The 19652-nt window shown below is 35.2% G+C and carries 17 protein-coding genes and 3 pseudogenes; 6 read left to right on the plus strand and 14 right to left on the minus strand.

Translation table 11 applies throughout. The features are described from left to right. Positions 1 to 9 precede the first annotated feature (9 nt). Positions 10 to 1050 carry a M28 family metallopeptidase gene (locus tag BOQ62_RS00705; RefSeq protein WP_129036538.1) on the minus strand — a complete coding sequence of 347 codons (1041 nt, stop codon included), beginning with the start codon at positions 1048 to 1050 and terminating at the stop codon, positions 10 to 12. 157 nt (positions 1051 to 1207) lie between these two features. Here BOQ62_RS00705 and BOQ62_RS00710 point away from each other — a divergent pair, with 157 nt between their 5' ends. After that, positions 1208 to 2398: an aminotransferase class I/II-fold pyridoxal phosphate-dependent enzyme gene (locus BOQ62_RS00710; protein ID WP_129036539.1), complete on the plus strand. Its 1191-nt coding sequence runs from the start codon at positions 1208 to 1210 to the stop codon at positions 2396 to 2398. A gap of 85 nt (positions 2399 to 2483) precedes the next feature. Here BOQ62_RS00710 and BOQ62_RS00715 read toward each other — a convergent pair whose 3' ends face one another. The 12 genes and pseudogenes from BOQ62_RS00715 to pdhA form a co-directional block, all read right to left on the minus strand. After that, positions 2484 to 5216, minus strand: a complete 2733-nt coding sequence (locus tag BOQ62_RS00715) for a sodium-translocating pyrophosphatase (RefSeq protein WP_129036540.1) — start codon at positions 5214 to 5216, stop codon at positions 2484 to 2486. 337 nt (positions 5217 to 5553) lie between these two features. Beyond that, entirely contained in the window at positions 5554 to 6165 is a 612-nt protein-coding gene (locus BOQ62_RS00720) for an inorganic pyrophosphatase (RefSeq protein WP_129036541.1), read from the minus strand. A 17-nt stretch (positions 6166 to 6182) separates the two neighbouring features. Next, positions 6183 to 6695, minus strand: coding sequence for a hypothetical protein (locus BOQ62_RS00725; RefSeq protein WP_129036542.1), 513 nt, complete (start codon positions 6693 to 6695; stop codon positions 6183 to 6185). A 24-nt stretch (positions 6696 to 6719) separates the two neighbouring features. Further along, the gene (locus BOQ62_RS00730) at positions 6720 to 7895 is read right to left on the minus strand and encodes a hypothetical protein (protein WP_129036543.1); all 1176 of its coding nucleotides are present in this window, start codon (positions 7893 to 7895) and stop codon (positions 6720 to 6722) included. A gap of 97 nt (positions 7896 to 7992) precedes the next feature. Next, a complete protein-coding gene (locus BOQ62_RS22750) occupies positions 7993 to 8379 on the minus strand; it encodes a phytanoyl-CoA dioxygenase family protein (protein WP_228413498.1) in 387 nt (128 codons plus the stop codon). Then, entirely contained in the window at positions 8352 to 8924 is a 573-nt protein-coding gene (locus BOQ62_RS22755; protein WP_228413500.1) for a hypothetical protein, read from the minus strand. The genes BOQ62_RS22750 and BOQ62_RS22755 overlap by 28 nt, the downstream gene beginning before the upstream one ends. Before the next feature lie 73 nt (positions 8925 to 8997). Next, positions 8998 to 9912, minus strand: a complete 915-nt coding sequence (locus BOQ62_RS00740) for a hypothetical protein (protein ID WP_129036544.1) — start codon at positions 9910 to 9912, stop codon at positions 8998 to 9000. Continuing rightward, positions 9909 to 10585: pseudogene (radC, locus tag BOQ62_RS00745) on the minus strand (RadC family protein). Before radC ends, BOQ62_RS00740 begins: the two are co-directional and overlap by 4 nt. Before the next feature lie 31 nt (positions 10586 to 10616). Beyond that, complete coding sequence (locus tag BOQ62_RS00750; RefSeq protein WP_228413502.1) at positions 10617 to 11129, minus strand: murein L,D-transpeptidase catalytic domain-containing protein; 513 nt, start codon at positions 11127 to 11129, stop codon at positions 10617 to 10619. A gap of 81 nt (positions 11130 to 11210) precedes the next feature. Beyond that, a pseudogene (locus BOQ62_RS00755) lies at positions 11211 to 11878 on the minus strand (ABC transporter ATP-binding protein). A 305-nt stretch (positions 11879 to 12183) separates the two neighbouring features. Beyond that, a pseudogene (locus tag BOQ62_RS00760) lies at positions 12184 to 13775 on the minus strand (2-oxo acid dehydrogenase subunit E2). Positions 13776 to 13883: 108 nt separating this feature from the next. After that, the gene (gene pdhA, locus BOQ62_RS00765) at positions 13884 to 14885 is read right to left on the minus strand and encodes a pyruvate dehydrogenase (acetyl-transferring) E1 component subunit alpha (RefSeq protein WP_129036546.1); all 1002 of its coding nucleotides are present in this window, start codon (positions 14883 to 14885) and stop codon (positions 13884 to 13886) included. Positions 14886 to 15510: 625 nt separating this feature from the next. On the opposite strand from pdhA, the gene BOQ62_RS00770 reads away from it, so the two are divergent. From BOQ62_RS00770 to BOQ62_RS22760, 4 genes are read left to right on the plus strand one after another with little or no spacing between them, the layout of a single operon-like run. Continuing rightward, positions 15511 to 16017 (plus strand): phosphatase PAP2 family protein, encoded by a 507-nt coding sequence (locus tag BOQ62_RS00770; protein ID WP_228413504.1) that lies wholly within the window; start codon positions 15511 to 15513, stop codon positions 16015 to 16017. 8 nt (positions 16018 to 16025) lie between these two features. Then, positions 16026 to 16523 carry a BlaI/MecI/CopY family transcriptional regulator gene (locus BOQ62_RS00775; protein WP_129036547.1) on the plus strand — a complete coding sequence of 166 codons (498 nt, stop codon included), beginning with the start codon at positions 16026 to 16028 and terminating at the stop codon, positions 16521 to 16523. A 23-nt stretch (positions 16524 to 16546) separates the two neighbouring features. Then, positions 16547 to 17818 (plus strand): DUF4153 domain-containing protein, encoded by a 1272-nt coding sequence (locus tag BOQ62_RS00780; RefSeq protein ID WP_228413506.1) that lies wholly within the window; start codon positions 16547 to 16549, stop codon positions 17816 to 17818. Positions 17819 to 17838: 20 nt separating this feature from the next. Further along, on the plus strand, positions 17839 to 18330 hold the full coding sequence (locus tag BOQ62_RS22760; protein ID WP_228413508.1) for a hypothetical protein: 492 nt from the start codon (positions 17839 to 17841) through the stop codon (positions 18328 to 18330). Positions 18331 to 18479: 149 nt separating this feature from the next. Here BOQ62_RS22760 and BOQ62_RS00785 read toward each other — a convergent pair whose 3' ends face one another. Further along, the gene (locus BOQ62_RS00785) at positions 18480 to 18842 is read right to left on the minus strand and encodes an RNA recognition motif domain-containing protein (RefSeq protein WP_040999136.1); all 363 of its coding nucleotides are present in this window, start codon (positions 18840 to 18842) and stop codon (positions 18480 to 18482) included. Between the two features lie 367 nt (positions 18843 to 19209). Here BOQ62_RS00785 and BOQ62_RS00790 point away from each other — a divergent pair, with 367 nt between their 5' ends. Then, entirely contained in the window at positions 19210 to 19623 is a 414-nt protein-coding gene (locus BOQ62_RS00790) for a DUF6157 family protein (protein ID WP_129036548.1), read from the plus strand. Positions 19624 to 19652: the final 29 nt, after the last annotated feature.

A 19652-nucleotide genomic window follows, 5' to 3' on the forward strand; every position in this document is an offset into this window, starting at 1 on the left:
AATTAATAATTATTTTCTGTCAACTACAATTCTTTCCTCTCTGTTGGCAATATCCCATGCCGTTGTAAAAATAAGCTGGGTTCTTTTTTCCAACAATTGATAATCAATCTTTTCTGGATCATCACCTGGCTTATGATAGTCTTCATGAATACCGTCGAAGAAGAAAGCTACAGGAATATTATGTTTGGCAAAATTATAATGGTCTGAACGGTAATACAATTGTTCTGGATCATTCAAATCATCATACTTATAATTAAGCTCCAGATTATTGGTTCTTTTATTGGCAGCTTCGTTAATTACCTTAAGCTGAGAACTTAACATTTCGGAACCAATCACATAGACATATTGTTTTCCTCTATTCGCTGGATCATCACGTCCGATCATATCAATATTAAGGTCAACAACGGTATTGGCCAGTGGGAAAACAGGGTTTTCGGAATAATATTCTGAACCGAACAGCCCGTGTTCTTCTCCCGTAACGTGAAGGAACAGAATAGATCTTTTAGGTCCTTTTCCTGCTTTTTTAGCCTGCTGGAATGCTTTAGCAATCTCCATTACAGCTACGGTTCCGCTTCCATCATCGTCTGCTCCGTTATATACTACTCCATTTTTTGTTCCTACGTGATCATAATGTGCAGAGACTACCACAATCTCATCAGGTTTTTCACTTCCTTCAATAAAAGCTAAAATATTTTCAGAATCAGGAAGGTTACCTCCGCCTCTTTTTTTCATAAATTCAGACGGCACTTTCTGATAATATGAACCTAATGCTTTAGGTCCTGAAATACCTAGATTTTTATAGTAATTAATCATATACTCACCCGCCTTTTTCTGTCCTTTACTCCCGGTATCACGCCCTTCCATATCATCTGCAGCAATCACATACAGGTTTTTCTTTAAATCCTCAGCATTGATCACTTTGTATGCATTGTCAAATGCTTTGCTATGTTTTGTGGATACAGGATGAGAAGTATTCCCGTCAGATAGGTTTGCCGTTCCACAACTGGTCATTACAGCCATGGCAAATAACGGAATAAGTATTTTTTTCATAAAGAATAAATTTCTTAAAAATAACAAATTTTATTGAATAGCAGCATCAATACATCGAATAACAGAAGACAAAAGCTTATTTAAGCCTAACAATTCATCAATTTGAGATTAAATATGATATTAAATTTTTATTATATTTGATTTAAATACAAAATAGGTGGATAAAATTTACGGATTTACTCATTATTCCTTTTTCACGGAAATGTCCGAGCTGGCAACCAGACACGGAAGTTTTGATCTTTCTCTGGGACTTCCTGACTTTGATATTGATGAACGCCTGAAGGCATTTTTAAAAGAAGCCGCAGAAAAGGATACTCATCATTATGAGCCTCTTGCCGGAAATCCTCTCCTGATTGAAAGTATTATGCGTTTCAATGCCAAAAGAGCTAACAGTATTTTCACTACAAATAAGGAAATCACGATTGTTCCCTGTGCAACCTTTGCTTTATATACTTCCCTTAAATCTGTTATTAATCAGAATGATGAAGTCATTATTATCCAACCTTCCTATTATACTTACGGACCTGCCGTTGTCATGAATGGCGGAGTTCCAATTTATTATGATCTTGAAGCAGATTTTACGATCAACTGGAATTTGTTCAAAGATTGCATCAGTGAAAAAACCAAAGCGGTTATTATCAACTCACCCCAAAATCCGACCGGAAAAGTATGGAAAAAAGAAGACTGGAATCAACTTTACGAATTGATCAAAAACCGTGATATTTATTTAATTTCTGAAGAAATATATGATACTTACTGCTATGATGAAGCTGAACATTACAGTTCTTTCATCCATCCTGCGCTCAGAGAAAAGACTTTTTGCATTTTTTCTTTTGGCAAAATGTTTCATACTTCCGGATGGAAAGTGAGTTACATGCTTGCTTCTGAAGCTTTAACTAAAAGATTCCAGTGTCATCAGCAATACATTTCTTACAGCGCCAATGCTCCGGCACAATATGCTATCGCCAAATATCTTGATGTTTTTGATGCGGACATCAGTAAAAAGCTCATGCAGAAGAAAAGAGATATTTTTAATGAGCTGATTAAAGAAACGCCTTTACAGGTAGAACAAAAATCTCAAGGAAGTGTTTTTCAGGTTGTTAATTTCAGGAATATTTCAAAAACGATGACGGATGTAGAGTTTTCAAAATGGCTTACGATTGAGAAAAAGGTTTCCTGTCTTCCTCTTTCTGCTTTTTATAACTCCAGAAATAATTCCGATTATATCAGGTTTAGTTTTGCTAAAAAAGATGATTTGATTATTCAGGCTTTGGAGCATTTAAAAAAAATTTTTGATTCTTTTTCTTATTTTTCCCCACGGATTGCACAGATTTTCACAGATGATTGAGGATATTTTGTTTGTGAGAATTTTCTGTTCTATAATCTAAAAAAGCACCGCCGAGGCGATGCTTTTCTACTTTTTTACTTAGATTTTAAAGAGCTAACACTCTTACATCAATTCTTCTGTTTTTTGCTTTACATTCGTCAGTATCATTCGCTTCACATACAGGATGCTGTGATCCGTATCCTTCTGCTTCAATTCTGTCTGCTGAAATACCTAACTCAAGAAGTTTCAATTTCGCGGTTTGCGCTCTCAGATTAGACAACTTGATATTACTATCTTCATTACCACTGTTATCTGTATATCCGCCTAATTTTATTTTCAGATCCGGATAGGCATTTAAAATTTCAGCCAAAGTATTCACCTGGAGTACAGATTCTGCTTTCAGATCACTTGAACCTGTTTCAAAATAAAGGTTCTCAATAGTATACCATTTATTGGGGTCTAATGCAGATTTATCTTTTTGTTTAACCACATTATAAAGCTGATAAAGCTGGCTTCCATCTCCAATGGCAATCGTTTTTCCACCATCCAGTTTTATTTTCTGAATATTTCCTGTTTCATATACAAAGTCTCCGCTTTCATTAAGATGGCCTTTAATTTCTCCCGGAACAGTAGTAATGATTTTCGTATCTCCATTTACACCTGTAGCGGCACCGGAAATCCCTGTAAGACTCTCAATTTTCGCTTTTCTGTTGGCTTCAATTTTATCTTTGTGTATTACAGCCAAAGTAGGCGCAATAACCAGAGAAACAATTGACATTAATTTGATCAGGATGTTCATAGATGGTCCTGACGTATCTTTAAATGGATCTCCCACCGTATCTCCTGTTACAGACGCTTTGTGAGGCTCTGAACCTTTGTAATAGGTTTGTCCATTGATATCAACCCCTTTTTCAAATGATTTTTTGGCATTATCCCATGCCCCTCCTGCATTATTCTGGAACATTCCCATCAAAACACCACATACAGTAGCTCCAGCCAGGAATCCTCCCAATACTTCAGGTCCGAAAATAAATCCGATTAACAGTGGTGAAATGATTGCAATAGCACCCGGTAACATCATTTTTCTGATGGATGCATCTGTTGAAATGGCTACACATTTTTCATATTCCGGCTGTGCTTTTCCTTCCAGAATTCCGGGAATTTCACGGAACTGTCTTCTTACTTCCTCCACCATTGCCATCGCTGCCTGCCCTACTGCTGTAATTGCTAATGATGAGAAGATAAACGGAATCATTCCTCCAACAAATAATCCAGCGAGAACATCTGCTCTGTAAATATCAATACCGTCAATCCCTGCAATTCCCACAAACGCGGCAAATAAAGCAAGCGCCGTTAAAGCAGCTGAGGCAATTGCAAATCCTTTTCCGGTAGCAGCGGTTGTATTTCCTACGGCATCCAAAATATCTGTTTTTTCTCTTACTTCTTTAGGAAGTTCACTCATTTCAGCAATACCTCCTGCATTATCTGCGATAGGTCCAAAGGCATCAATAGCAAGCTGCATCGCAGTGGTAGCCATCATTCCTGCGGCTGCAATAGCGACTCCGTAAAGTCCGGCACACAGATAAGAACCATAGATTCCTCCTGCCAATACAATAATGGGTAGTAAAGTAGACTCCATCCCAACGGAAAGTCCGCCGATAATATTGGTTGCATGCCCTGTGGAAGACTGTCTCACAATACTGGAAACGGGTCTTTTCCCCATTGCAGTATAATATTCTGTAATGATACTCATTAAAGTTCCTACTACCAGACCTACCATAATAGCTCCGAAGACTCCCATTTTGGTAAATTCATGGCCCCTGAGAACCATTTTTTCGGGAAGGATATACGTTACCAGGAAGTAAGAAGCAATAGCAGTAATCACAATACTTCCCCAGTTTCCAAGGTTGAGTGCATTTTGCACACTTGAAGTGGATGAACCTTCATTATCATTAATTTTCACAAATAAAGTTCCGATCATGGAAAATATAATTCCGGTTCCTGCGATCAGCATCGGTAAAAGAATTGGCGCAAAACCTCCGAATGCATCATCAGAAATTGTTTCTCTGCCTAACACCATCGTTGCCAGAACTGTTGCCACATAAGATCCGAAAAGGTCAGCTCCCATTCCTGCAACATCTCCTACATTATCTCCTACGTTATCTGCAATCGTTGCAGGGTTTCGGGGATCATCTTCAGGAATTCCTGCTTCTACTTTCCCAACAAGGTCAGCCCCAACGTCTGCAGCTTTTGTATAAATACCACCTCCTACTCTTGCAAAAAGCGCAATAGATTCGGCTCCAAGAGAAAATCCTGTAAGAATCTCAATGGTTTTTTCCATTTCATGAGAGTCTACTGTAGCTTCGGGGGCAAAAATCTGTTTAATAATAAGAAATAAAGCTCCTAAACCTAAAACAGCCAGTCCGGCAACTCCCATTCCCATAACAGAACCTCCTGTAAAAGAGACTTTCAGGGCTTTTGACAGCGAAGTTCTTGCTGCTTCTGCGGTTCTCACATTCGCTTTGGTAGCGATTTTCATTCCGATGAACCCTGCTGATGCGGAGAAAATAGCACCAACAGCAAAAGCAATTCCGATACTCCAATGCGAGTTAGCATTTGTAGATCCCATCACTGCCAGTAAAATGGCGACAACAACAACAAAGTACGTTAAGATTTTGTATTCAGCCTTTAGAAAAGCCATTGCACCGTCTGCAATATGACCGCTGATTGTTTTCATTTTTTCATTTCCGGCATTCTGTTTATTAACCCAGTTGCTCTGAAGAAATGTGTAAAGCAAAGCCACGACACCAAAAATTGGCACTAACATAAATAGATCCATAGTTTAATATTTTTTTGGTAATAGAAAATTAAATATAATAAATAATTACCATCAAAGCGTTAAAAAATTTAACAGTATGACGTTTATCATCAAAAAAATAAAAATACCGCAATGAAATAACATGCATCTAAATCTATAAAAAACGGTACTGAATAAGGGCTTCGGAGAAATTATCAGGATAGAAAGTTTTTGAATAATTTAAACCATTGAGATTTAATAAATGAATCATAATATTTTCAGAAATGAGATTGCTTCACATTCTGTTCGCAATGATATCTAATAAAAAGGGTAAACAGAAATCTGTCTACCCCTTTTGTTCTATTGAATTAAGAGAATATTATCCTCCGAATTTATCTGCGTAGTCTGTTTGAGAAGCTTTGATCACTTTTCTTGCATGCTCTGCTCCATATACTTCCTGAATTCTGCATTTTGCAGGCTCATCCGGTAAGTTTTTGTAAGTAAGGAAGTAGTGCATTAATCTTTTTACTTCTGCTTCTGGTAATTCAGCAATATCTCTGAAATGTCCGAAAGCGTGGTCATTGATCATTACTGCAACAATTTTATCATCAGCTTCACCTCCGTCGATCATTTTGAAACCTCCGATTGGAATAGCTTCCATCAATAGACCTCCAGCATGGATGTTGTGAGAACTTAAAACACAAATATCAAGAGGGTCATGATCTCCCATTGTAACATCACTAGCTCCAGATTCTACAGCAAGTCTCATCACTTCTTTATCACAGTATGTTCTTGGAACAAAACCGTATAAAGCAGGGATAATGTTAGAGAATTTCTGCGGTCTGTCTACCTTTAAATATCCTGTTTCTTTATCTACTTCATATTTAATAGTATCTGAAGGAACAATTTCCACAAATACGTTTACAACATTTGGCGCATCTTCTCCTGCAGAAATTCCGTGCCATGGATGTGCTTTAAAATTTGGAATCATTATTTATCTGTTATTTTTTAAGTTATTATTAAAATTTCTTTTCTTAGGTCTTCTATTGTTTCGACAATATAATCGTTGCCTTCCATATAGTTCATGATGAAAATCGTTTTGAATTCATCCAACTGAACTTCTCCTTTCAATCCATCATAGGTTTTGTGAAGCAGTTCTATAATTGCATTTTTCGAGTCTACAATATTCTTCCATGAATTTTTTGTGATGTATAACTGTTGTGAAGAGTTATATTCAAATTCTTCGTTAATGGTCTTTTCTGTAAGGAAAATAAACTCATGAACGGCAAGATCTCTGTCAAATCTCTGGATAAGGTTTGACGGCTTCAGTCTGTCCAGAAAAAGGGTCATCCTTTCGTAGGAATGTGCCTTATTCTCTGAATTCGATTTCACGGTAAGTAGTTTGATTTCCTGGTTTTTAAGAGTAATGTACGAGTGTACAAATTGTCTGAGCAAAACCAGAAAAGGAATTGCAATAATCAATGCAAATGCATACGGTAGATATCCTGAGAGACTCGTCATAATTTTAGACTGCAAAATTACTAATTATTTTCCGTCTTCTAAAGAGTTTTTACATATATCCACTCTAGAACTTTGTATATAAATTAATCCCAATATAATTACGAGATAAAAGCCCAGCATCATTCTGTTTACCAGAGACGGAAAAATCAGAAATCTTAAGACAACTGTTCCATAAATAAGCACAAAAAACAAGACCTGAGCCTGACTTTTTTTACTATGAAGGGAAAAATGATTGGCCAGAATAATGACAATAAAAATCAATAAGATCGGAAAATATGAAGCGTTGAACTCCAGCATCATTTTACTTTTAATAAAATGAATATAATCTGAGAAAGAAAACACATCGGGATTTGATATAGGGTATATCTGAACTTTTGTAAACTGATTCATAAAAAGCACAGACCACGGAATCTGATTAAAAATCTGTATTAGAAGGAAAGAAAGAAACAGATAGACATAGGATATCAATAATGGATAGGTTTTCACCTGAAGCTTATTTTTGTAAAAGTAAATAAGAGCATACAGGAAGGAGTACAGAATGAAATACTCTGGTCTTGTCAGAATACATAACATAGCAAAAATCCCTGTCAAAAACAAATTTTTTCTGATGATAAATGCATAAAAGCTTAAAAGCAGCAACAGGCATGATAAAGAATCAGGAGAAGCATGTCTGCTAGACTCTAAAAGAGGTTTAAACAGGGAAATTAAAACCGTTATGATAAAAGCTAAGTTATAATTTCTTAAAATCTTTATCAAAAAACTGAAAATCAGAATAATAATGAGTGCATAAGAAATAATTGAAATTAGAAATGTAGAGGCAGAAGCACTGAAACCTAATTTAAAAAATGACCAATTGATGAAGTTGTAAAAAGGTTTTACTGCAAAAAGCTGCAATTCTTCTTCGTAAGCTTTAGGATTTTCTGATAATACTTTGTAATAAGTACTTTCGCCCTTCGCTACTTCTTCCACCATTGGATCTACAGGGCCTAATCCTGCAAAGTCAGGATTCTTTTCCTTGAGCTCATCATATACTTTCTGATGAATTTCTTCAATTTTCATATCAGGAAATTCTGTTTTATAAATCAGTCCCATATAAGCTTCCATATCAGTGTTGTAATACTGGTGGGTATACAGGTAGTATGACATGATGCATACATAGATTGAAAAAATAAAAACAAGAATATTTCCCTTTTTTTTCATACATGACTATTATAAGAATACAAATGTAAAAAAACTATCTTTTTAAACCTGTATTCTTATAAAGTAAAGAGCTTTTATCCTAAAGGATAAATGTCTATCAAAGTTCAAAAAGTGCCGGTCTTTGAGTCACTTCATGATAGCAAACACTATTTTCATCAAAAAAGTGATATACAAGGCTCTTTCTTGTTCTATTTTTATCTGTATGGGGTTCTCCGCCATGAAGAATATTGGCGTGCCAGATCAATAAGTCTCCTTTTTTTGCTTTAAAGACTTCTTTTTTCAAGCCCAATTCTTTTACTTTATCCTCAAGGAATGTTTCATAAGCTCTGTAGCTTTTCTTACCAATTTTCAAGGCTGAGCCTTCATTATCATAATCAGAATTCAGAAAATAAGGTAGTTTATGGCTTTTTGGAATATAATGTAACGCACCATTTGTTTCATCTACATCTTCTAAAGCTATCCAGACTCCCAGCAGTCCCCCCAAGGATAAGTCGTCATGTGAATACTGTCTGAATGCGTTTTTTGCTGACTTCCATTAATAAAATTGATACTTTGAAAGAGTTTGGATTTTCCGTCCAATAAAACAGATAGAAAGTCAAGTAACTCTTTATCACTTCCAATATTTCTAATGATTTCCGAATGATGGATAGCGAACATCAGTTTTCCTCCGTAGATAAACTTCAATGTACCGTCTTTCATCAGATTATCAATTTCCGTATTGATTTGATCTACTGTTTCCGGTGTCAGAAAATTTCTCAGAATCATATAGCCGCGGTCATCATACTGAAGAGCACTTTCTTTATTTTCTTCCGTTAGCTTCTTAAAAAAAGGGGTTTCCGTAAGTTTTGAATAATCTACTGTTCTTTGGCTGGCAGGAAGATGGGCGAAATCTTTACTCGAAATACTTGAAAAATAGCTCTTATTAATTCCGTACTTTTTATATAGTGGAATATTATGTTTTAACTTATTCTTTTTAAACAAGTTATAAAGCATATATGATAGTTTGTACTGACGGATCTGTTGTAACATAACTGTTTTACTAAGGATTTTATAAAGTTACGGAATAATACTTAATTAGAACCAATCTAAACAATGCTTTTCATCATAAAAAGGATTTCCCTCTGATAATAAGGTTCCCTAATTTTTTAAAAAGATTCTTTTTTGAATTTTCAATGATCCCATAAGGCTTCAGTTCCGGGCGGAAACCTCTGAAAAACTCTTCAATATTGGGTAACTCTCCCCCTTCAAAATCAAAAATATGAGTTTCTATATTTTCCTTAATAATGTGATCAATCAATACAGATGCTCCTGATAATTTGACGTAATCTTTATCATTGAAATTTCCTAAAAGTGCTACCATATTACAATCTGTGTAAGTAGCAATGACATTGATCATCTTGTTTTGGTAATAAAAAGCGGTAAACTTAAGATAATTTGATTGATGAAAAGTTTCAAAAATCCTCATGAACTCCCCAAGATCATTGTCTTTGCTAAGCCCTATTGTATTGGCTTCGATAAATGCTTTTGCTTTATCATAAGAAATAGTCCTGATTTCTGATTCTTTTACAATTTCCTGATCCAGTCTAAGCTTTCTTTTCCTTTTTGGAGAATACCTGGCATATACTTTTTCATAATTATCAGGGTATAATAGAAAGTTTTTCTTGATTCTGATCTTTGTACGAAGCTGGTTTACATCATTAAACGGATATGCCCTTATCATATAATTTTTTTCGAGATATTCTAAAAAAGCTTCATTAAGATCGAGATTATCTTTAGCAGAAAAAACGCCAAGCTGCTGGCAGAGTTTGGGATTATGAACAATTTTCATCCCATATTTTCTTACAAAGGGAACAGGCATCACTGCTTCATAATCTTTATAAACAAGAATTTCCCACGGCATTGTTGAAGTAGTATCTAAAAAATATTTTGTAGCAGAATACTTTCTTTGTTCGGAGTTTTCTAAACAGTGAGTATATTTTACAAAATCAATTTCATGGTATTTCAATCTTCTAATCATAATAATCCTGAGTCCGAGAAGCTATAATAGGAATTCTGCGTGACAATAATATGGTCCAAAAGCTGAATACTTAATGTATTTCCTGCTTCTTTTACTTTTTGTGTAATATGAATATCTTCCCGGCTTGGTTTTAAACTTCCGGAAGGATGATTATGGGCAATGATAATACCAGTCGCAAAATGATCCAGTGCAGTTTTGTACAGAACTCTTACATCTACAATCGATTGGCTTATTCCCCCCTGTGTCAGTTGTGAAACATGAATCACTTTATTGTTATTATTCAGGAAAATTGCCCAGAACTCTTCTGTTCTCAAATCAGAAAGCGGGTTTCTAAGAACCACATAAGCATCATGACTGTTCCCGATAATTGTTTTTCAGGAATTTCCTGTACAGCTCTTCGTCTTCCGATTTCTAAAGCTGAAATAATCGAAATGGCTTTTGACTCTCCAATACCCTTAAATTTCATCAGATCTTTAGCAGAAAGCAGGCTCAGCTGGTGCCAGCTGTTATTAACGGAAGCTAAAATCTTCCGGGCCAGTTCCAGAGCATCTTCTTCTCTATTTCCACTGCCCATAATAATTGCCAGCAGTTCAGAATCAGAAAGTGAGCTTTTGCCTTTCTGCAAAAACTTTTCTCTGGGTCTGTCATCTTCGGCAAGGAGTTTTATGGCCATTGAAAAATAAATTATAGATGAATAGTATCAATTAATAGAAAGCATATAAGATCACAGGTTTCGTGGACTGATCAATATATTTTGCGGTTTCTTTAAGAGCATTTACCGAAAGCATCGGACATCCTAAACTCAGGCATGCGGGAGCTTGAGATTCAATATCCGGAATACATCCATACGAGTGCAAAACGATTGCTCTTTGCATAGCATTGCTATTGGTAGAATCAAGACCTTTTAAACGGTATGCCTTTCCAAATTTTCCTACATAGCTTTCTCCAATGGCATATTTTCCAAAAGATGACTGATAGGAACCTTCAACATTGCTGAATTTCAAAACATCCGACTTTGGAACTACAGATCCAGAACCATGGGATACTACAGCCTGCTGTACGATGGTATTTTTTTGCAGGTTATAAACGAAATAACGGTATTTTCCGGAAGGTATCCTAAAATTGATAAAAACAGCCAGTTCCTGATTGTACTCTTTTCCTTTAATATAATTTTTAATTTCCGAAATTTTTGAACGGGGCACACCTAATGAATTCAACTGCTGAGATTCAGCTTTTGAACAGGAAATTAAAATTAAAAAACAAAAATAAAGTGTTTCATCATCTGGTGTGATATATGTCTATTCTATAATCATTCCGTCTTTCATGACAAGTTTGCGGTCTGTAATTTCTGCAAGATTCGGGTTGTGGGTTACAATGACAAATGTCTGGTTGTACTTGTCTCTCAGATCAAAAAATAACCTGTGAAGATCATCTGCATTCTTGGAATCCAGGTTTCCCGTAGGTTCATCGGCAAAAATAATTTTTGGTGAATTGATTAAAGCTCTTGCTACTGCTACCCTTTGTGCTTCTCCACCTGAAAGCTGATTGGGTTTATGATTCAGCCTTTGCTCTATCTTTAAATCTTCAAATAAAGCATATGCTTTTCAATAGCCTCTCTTTCATTGGCTCCGGCAATTTTTGTCGGAAGTAGTACGTTTTCCAGTGCTGTAAACTCCGGAAGAAGCTGATGAAACTGAAATACAAAACCGATATTTTGATTTCTGAACTTTGAAAGCTGCTTATCATTCATGTTAATAAATGATTCTCCTGCTATTTCAATTTCAGTGTCATATTTGTTTGAATGAGTCGGATGATCCAAAGTACCTAAAATCTGCAGCAATGTAGACTTCCCTGCTCCAGATTCTCCTACAATAGAAACCACCTCACCCATTTTGATGTGAATATCAACTCCTTTCAGTACTTCTAAATTACCATAAGATTTATGGATATTTCTTGCTTTAATCATGATTCAAAAATAGTGAATTGCCTTCAAATAAAAAACCGCTTTTTGAAGCGGGTTATATTTTATTTTACTTTTATTTATATTAGGTTTTCCTAAACCATTTATATTCGTCTTTTCTTTTAATTTTTTTAATTATTTCCATCTTATTTTTGTGTAAAAATAAATGCAAAAAGTAATATTTTCTTTTTTTCTAAACCTATAAGGTTTCAAAAACCTTATAGGTTTGAGATTGCTAACTACATTTTCAACTTGCCAAAAAACAAAAAACCTCCCAATTTGGGAGGTTTCAATATTTTCAATTCAGAAAATTACAGTAACAATGTTAATGGACTTTCTAAATAAGTTCTTAATGTTTGTAGGAACTGAGCTCCTGTAGCTCCATCTACCACTCTGTGGTCACAAGCCAATGAAAGTTTCATGGTGTTTCCAACTACAATCTGACCATCTTTTACGATTGGCTTCTCAATAATTGCTCCTACTGAAAGGATTGCAGAGTTTGGCTGGTTGATGATACTTGTAAACGTCTCGATTCCAAACATTCCTAAGTTAGAAATAGAGAATGTAGATCCTTCCATTTCATTAGCTTTAAGACCTTTACTCTTAGCTCTTGAAGCCATATCTTTTACGGATGCAGAAATCTGAGTGTACGTCATCTGATCTGTATTTTTCAATACCGGAACTACCAATCCGTCAGGAATAGCTACTGCTACACCGATGTTGATATTTCCTCTGTGAATGATCTTATCTCCTGCCCAGCTTGAATTTACCTGAGGGTGTTTTCTTAAAGCAATTGCAGTTGCCTTAATGATCATATCGTTGAAAGAGATTTTAGTATCTGGAAGAGAATTGATTTCTTTTCTGGCTTCAATCGCTTTATCCATATTGATCTCTACCATCAGATAGTAGTGAGGTGCAGAGAATTTACTTTCAGAAAGACGTTTTGCAATAATATTTCTTACCTGAGAGTTTTGAGTCTCTGTATCTTCTCCCTGTACGAAATTTACGGCAACAGGAGCAGCGCTTGCTGCAGGAGCTGAAGCAGCTTGTTTCGCAGCTGGCTGATAGTTTTCAATATCTTTTTTAACGATTCTTCCGTTTTCACCAGAACCTTGAACACTGTTGATATCAACCCCTTTATCCTGAGCCATTTTCTTAGCCAGTGGAGAGATTGCTACTCTGTCAGAAGATGAAGAGCTGGCAGCCGGAGCAGCTTTTTCTTCTGTCTTAGCTTCTGCTTTTTGTTCAGCTGGTTTTTCAATAGACTGAGTAGCAGCTTTTGGAGCTCCTACAGCTGAAACGTCCGTTCCTGCAGGGCCAATAATTGCCAATACTGAATCTACCGGAGCAGCACCACCTTCTTCTACACCTTGTTTCAATAGTACTCCATTGAATTCAGATTCGAAATCTTGTACCGCTTTATCGGTTTCTATCTCAGCAAGAAGATCACCTTCTTTTACTGTATCTCCTACATTTTTGTGCCATTTAGCTACTTTACCTTCTGTCATTGTATCAGAAAGTCTTGGCATTGTAATAACTTCTACTCCTGCCGGAACTTCTGCAGCAGCAGGCGCAGCGGTTTCTGCTTTAGGCTGTTCTTCTGATTTTTTTCTTCAGTTGCAGCAGGAGCAGCAGCTCCACCTGTTAATCCTGAAATATCTTCTCCTTCATTTCCGATAATAGCTAAAACAGAGTCTACAGCAGCAGCACCTCCTTCTTCTACACCTACGTATAAAAGGGTACCCTCTATTTCAGATTCGAAATCCTGAACTGCTTTATCAGTTTCAATTTCAGCTAAAATATCTCCTTCTTTTACTTTATCTCCTACTTTTTTATGCCATTTTGCCACCTTACCTTCCGTCATAGTGTCGGACAGGCGGGGCATCGTAATTACTTCTGCCATAATTTATTTTAATTTGAAAATTTAGCAATCTGAAAATCTGAAAATTAAAAAAGGACATATTCTATCACGTTTTCAAATTCTCAAATTGTCAAATTAACTCATTATCTTTTAGTTTTCTAATTTGTCTAGGAATGGATAATCTTCCTGAGCATATACATACTCGTAAACTTTTTCAGCATCCGGATATGGAGAGTTTTCCATAAATTCGATACACTCTTCAACGAAGTCTCTTGACTTGTTGTCCATTGTTTCCAGTTCAGCTTCTGTAGCCCATCCGTTTTCTAAAATTCTGTGTTTTACAAGCTCGATTGGGTCATCGTTTTTATGAATAGCCACTTCTTCTTTAGATCTGTATGGCTCAGCATCAGACATAGAGTGTCCTCTGTAACGGTAAGTTCTTGCTTCAATGAATGTAGGTCCGTCTCCTCTTCTTGCTCTTTCAATAGCCTCATAAGCAGCTTCAGCTACTTTTTCAGGATCCATTGCATCTACAGCAAGACAAGGCATTTCGTATCCTAATCCTAATTTATAGATATCTTCGTGGTTGGCAGTTCTTTTTACAGAAGTTCCCATTGCATATTGGTTGTTTTCTACAACAAATACTACAGGAAGTTTCCAGTTCATTGCCATGTTGAAGGTCTCGTGTAAAGAACCCTGTCTAGCAGCCCCGTCTCCAAAGAAACAGATGTTCACTGCTTTTCTGTCGAAATATTTATCGGCAAAAGCAATACCAGCTCCCAAAGGAATTTGTCCTCCAACGATACCGTGTCCTCCGTAAAAACGGTGTTCTTTACTGAAAATGTGCATAGATCCACCCATACCTCCGGATGTACCTGTAGCTTTACCACAAAGTTCAGCCATGATTCTCTTAGGATCTACTCCCATCGCCATTGGATGGATGTGGCATCTGTAAGCAGTAATCATACTATCCTTTGTAAGATCCATTGCATGAGTAAATCCTGCAGGAATAGCTTCCTGACCGTTATACAAATGTAAAAAACCTCTGATCTTTTGTTTTAGGTAAAGAGAACGGCATTTGTCTTCAAACCTTCTCCACATTGTCATATCTTCATACCACTGCAGGTATACCTCTTTAGAAAATTCTTTCATGTGTTAGCTCTTGCTTTTTTATGATGAAATAGTTGAGCAAAATTATGAAAAAACTTTGTTTTTATTCTATACATAGATAACTTTTCGTTTTTTCTGTAAAATCTATTTGCGGGCTGAGTGGATTATTCTTAATTTTCGACCCCTTCAACTCCCCACCCAACTGCATTTTCTCTTCTGCTTTCCTAAAACAATATTTATAGAATCAGCCTATTTATGTGGCTTTTATGAAATAATAAATAGGACTGAAATATCAAAAATTGATTCCCCTTTCCTCATTACTTCTTCTCGCTTTAATTATTGTTAACATATCTTTTGGGTGTTTTATTGGCTTATTTTCCACAGAAAAAGCTAGAGTTTTTACCATTTCATCATGATGGTATTAAAGAATTTAACATTAAATTAAAACAGTCCACATTCTATACAAACCTATTTAGAAACAATGATTTAATCTGTTTTAAAACTCATTCCACAGCTCTGCCGCTGCTTGTTTTTTGAGGTTATAATGGTATATTTGATTTTTAAACTTGATTATGGAAGAAAAGCAGTCTTCATTACTACACAAAATTTCAAAAGTCATCTCTGATTTTTTTAATCCACTGGTCTCTCTGATTATTTTTTTGTCTACATGAGCATCAGAGAATACTCTCTTAAAGATTCCATGCTGTATTTCCTTCCTATCTTATTAATGATCATCATTCCTGTTGTCGTATGGCTGGTATGGAATGTAAAAACAGGAAGGTATACTAATATGGATGTATCCAACAGGGTTCAAAGAAAGACATTATATATATTTATTGCAGTCTGCGTGATCGCTTATCTTGTTTTTAATTATATCAAAAACGGATATATTGATCTGGTTATGCTGTTTATTCTCGTTCTTCTTTTTGCCCTTCAGATCAGCAATCTTTTCATCAAAAGTTCTATGCATACTGCATTCAATGTATTTGTAGCAGCATTATTTTTTACCCTGAACTGGAAAATGGGTCTGGCATGGCTGGGGATTGCTATTTTAGTGGGAATCACCCGTGTTATTTTAAAAAGACACACCGTAAAAGAAGTATTTATGGGAGCTGGAATAGCTTTTCTGGTATCTTTTCTCTATCTTTATTGCAATATTCAATTTCAACATTAGAATACTCTATGAAAATAAATCATCTTACTGCCGCAGAAGAAAACTTTATGAAGCTGTTTTGGAAAATGGAATCTTTCTATCTGAAGGACGTTATGGAACAGCATCCGGAACCGAAACCCCACCAGAATACGGTTTCCACTTATTTGAAAATATTAGTTGAAAAAGGCTATCTATCTACCGTAAAAGAAGGAAGAATCTTCAAATATACTGTGCTTGTTCCTTTGGAAGAGTATAAAAAATTTCTACTGAAAGAGCTTTCACATCAGTTTTTCAATAATTCCGGGAAGGAAATTCTGGAGCTTTTATTAAGTGAAAAATTAATCTCCCAGGAAGATATGAAAGGCCATTTTGATGTTAAAATCGAAATAAAACCAGCAAAAATTGAAGAACCTAAATTTGAAATTGCTGAAGAAATCCTAAGTCCGAAAAAGGAAAAGAAAACCAAAGGAAAAGAGAAAGACAAGGACAAGGATAAGGACAAAAAGAAGAAAAAGAAAAAAGATTAACCAAAATCTAAAAACACCAAATCATGAAAACAAAATTTCAGGAAACTCTAGGCCGGGCCAACGAAGTCATTTTCCGATATCCTATGATTTTGACAATGGCTTTATTAGCTTCTATAGGAGCAATATGCATTGCTGAAACAGAACGCAGTGAAATCACCTCTTATATCAAATTTACCATCTGTGCCTGTCTCGGAATTTCATTGATGTTTGCATTGAAAATGCTATCCCAAAGAATTGGGAAAGAATTATTATTACAGCTATCCGGAATTATTTTTCTTACAGGTTTTTATTTTATTTTACCGGATAAAAAGAATGGCTTTACAGAAGTCTACGCTTATATTATTGCAGTCACAGCCCTTCTCTCTCACTTATTAGTTTCTTTTGTCCCATTTCTGGAGAAAAACAGAGAACTTAGCTTCTGGCAGTATAACAAAAATCTCTTTGTCAATATCTTCCTCACGGCAGTATTTACAGGAGTCTTGACAGGCGGTGTTGAATTAGCCATCTTAGCTATTGATAAACTTTTTGATTTTAACTTCCACGACAGAATTTACAGAGATACATTTTTTGTTCTTGCTATTTTGGGAAGCAGCTTTATTTTCCTTTTATTTAATGATAAGGGATTAAATAACCTTGAAAAAGATGGCACCTATCCTGTTGTTTTAAAATTTTTCACTCAGTTTATTTTAATTCCATTACTGCTTATCTATGTAACCATTCTTTATTTTTATTCTGTTAAAATAGTAATCAATTGGGAGCTTCCTAGAGGCTGGGTTTCTTACCTTGTTTTGGCTTACAGTGTTGTTGGTATTCTGGCATTACTTCTCGTACATCCGTTAAAAGAAGAAAATGCAAAATCCTGGGTTAAGGTATTTTCAAAGGCATTCTATTATACCATTGCTCCTTTGATCATTTTGCTTTTCACAGCTATTTTCACCAGAATTTTAGAATACGGCTATACAGAACCACGATATTTCGTTCTTCTGCTTGCGTTATGGCTTTTGAGCATTGTCATTTATTTTATTTTCAGTAAAAAGGCTACCATAAAGTTTATTCCGATCAGCTTATTTTTATTTGGAACTTTTGCTTTGATTTTTCCTTATTTAAATGCATTTAGTGTAGCTAAGAGAAGTCAGCAAAGGCAATTAGTCAAGATTTTAATGATAATCAGCTTATCAGTGCAGGTACAATTAATTTCAACAAAAAAATTACAGACACTATCCGTAATGAAATTGCTGATAAATTTGAGTTTCTGGCCGAAAGAAAACAGGGAGAGTTTCTATCAACTCTGTTAAATGAAAAAGACAAGGCTGAATTGACCAATCATATTGCCACTGGAGAGTTTTATAGTGTAAGATATGATATCCAGAACAAGTTCTCGGATGTGAATCTGACCATAAAAAACAGAGCATACGAAATGAACAGACTTGTTCTCGTTCCGGAAAAGCAGGTGGTAGAACTTGGAAATTATCAATATTTAATTTCTTTCCACCGTTACAGCAGAGATCCGCAAAAATTGAATGAAGATCAGTTTGAACTTACAGATGAACTGACTGATAATTCATCATTAAAATTAAGCTTAAACTCTACAGAAGAAGTAGATTTCGGACCACAGATCATTAAACTGTTTGAGGAAAATAAAAACAAAACCGGAAATGTAAAAATTCCTGAAATCACTATGGAATCTGATTTAGGCAAATATCATGTTAAACTTATTTTCAGTGAAATTACACGAGAAAAATATTCTGAACAAGATACTGCCAGTATTTATTACGAAAACGTTTATATTCTGATCAGATTAAAATAATTAATAAAAACAGGCTATCCGATGGATAGCCTGTTTTATTTTTATCTATTGTGAAAATCCTGTATTAAAAGGATTTCCATTATTTAGAAAAAATGATTTTCCTAAAATAAATTCCATAAAAAAAGCGGCTTAAAAGCCGCTTCATATTTTTACCAACGGTTTCCTCCGCCGTTACCTCCACGGTTGTTTCCACCACCGTATCCACCACCGTTTCCACGGTTGTTTCCGTAACCACCACCTCTGTTGTTGTCAAAGCTTCTTCTTGGCTTTTCTTCTCTAGGCTTAGCTTCAGATACGTTTAAAGTTTTTCCGTTAAATTCTTTTTGGTTAAGAGCTTCAATAGCTTGCTTTCCTTCTTCATCACCCATCTCTACAAAACCGAAACCTCTGGAACGACCAGTTTCTCTGTCTGTAACGATTTTAGCTGATGATACGTCACCAAATTCTGCGAATAGATCGTGCAACTCATACTCTTTAGTTGCGTAATTGATGTTTGAAACAAAAATGTTCATTTTAAAATAAATTAAAAAATTAATAAAAATTTGGTATATAAAAGAAAAACAACATAAATTAATGAACAAATATTGATTCCAAATATAAACGTATGCAAGATACAATTAAAAATTTCAAATCAAAGCTTTTTTTAAATATTTCTCACATTATGTTGAATCCAAATACCCAAATGGGAAACAAAAACAACAAAACACACTGATTATCAGCAAATTAAATACTAAAATATTTTATCATAAAATTAGTTAAAAATTAACAACAAAACCCAAGTCTAACCATTCACAATCAAGCCAATAAGATTGAAAATGTTATCATTACGATCTTGCTTACGCTCCTATTCTTTACTAAATATTAAATTCCATTCAAAGTATGAAACTGCACACCACAAATTATACCAACACACTCATTGAAATCGCCGAGGACTCTCCTGTTGCTCAGGCACAGATTCCTCCTGAAAAAAAAGAAAAAACACTGGCTAATCTTCAATATGAGAAACTTATAAAAAGTCCTTACACGTATTCTTCAGACGATATTGTTTTTGAGTGTTATGCTATTAAAAATGATATTTCAGAAAATGAAAAGCAGGAAGAAAGAGAAAAATTCTTTTCCAAAGGACAACCTTGCCTTCGCTGCTCTCCCTTAGCTAAGAAATACGGATTCGGAATTCATCATAATTCAGAAGGAAAAGTTGCTTTATTTCCTATGGAGAGCGAAGAATATCAGATGTTAATAAATGACAGTTCCATTACGAAAACCAAAGCAATGCGTTCTAAAAGAAAATGATTGAGAAAATGAATGATTCTTTTCAGATC

It is taken from the genome of Chryseobacterium sp. CH21 (assembly GCF_004119445.1).
In the GTDB taxonomy this organism is placed as follows: domain Bacteria; phylum Bacteroidota; class Bacteroidia; order Flavobacteriales; family Weeksellaceae; genus Chryseobacterium.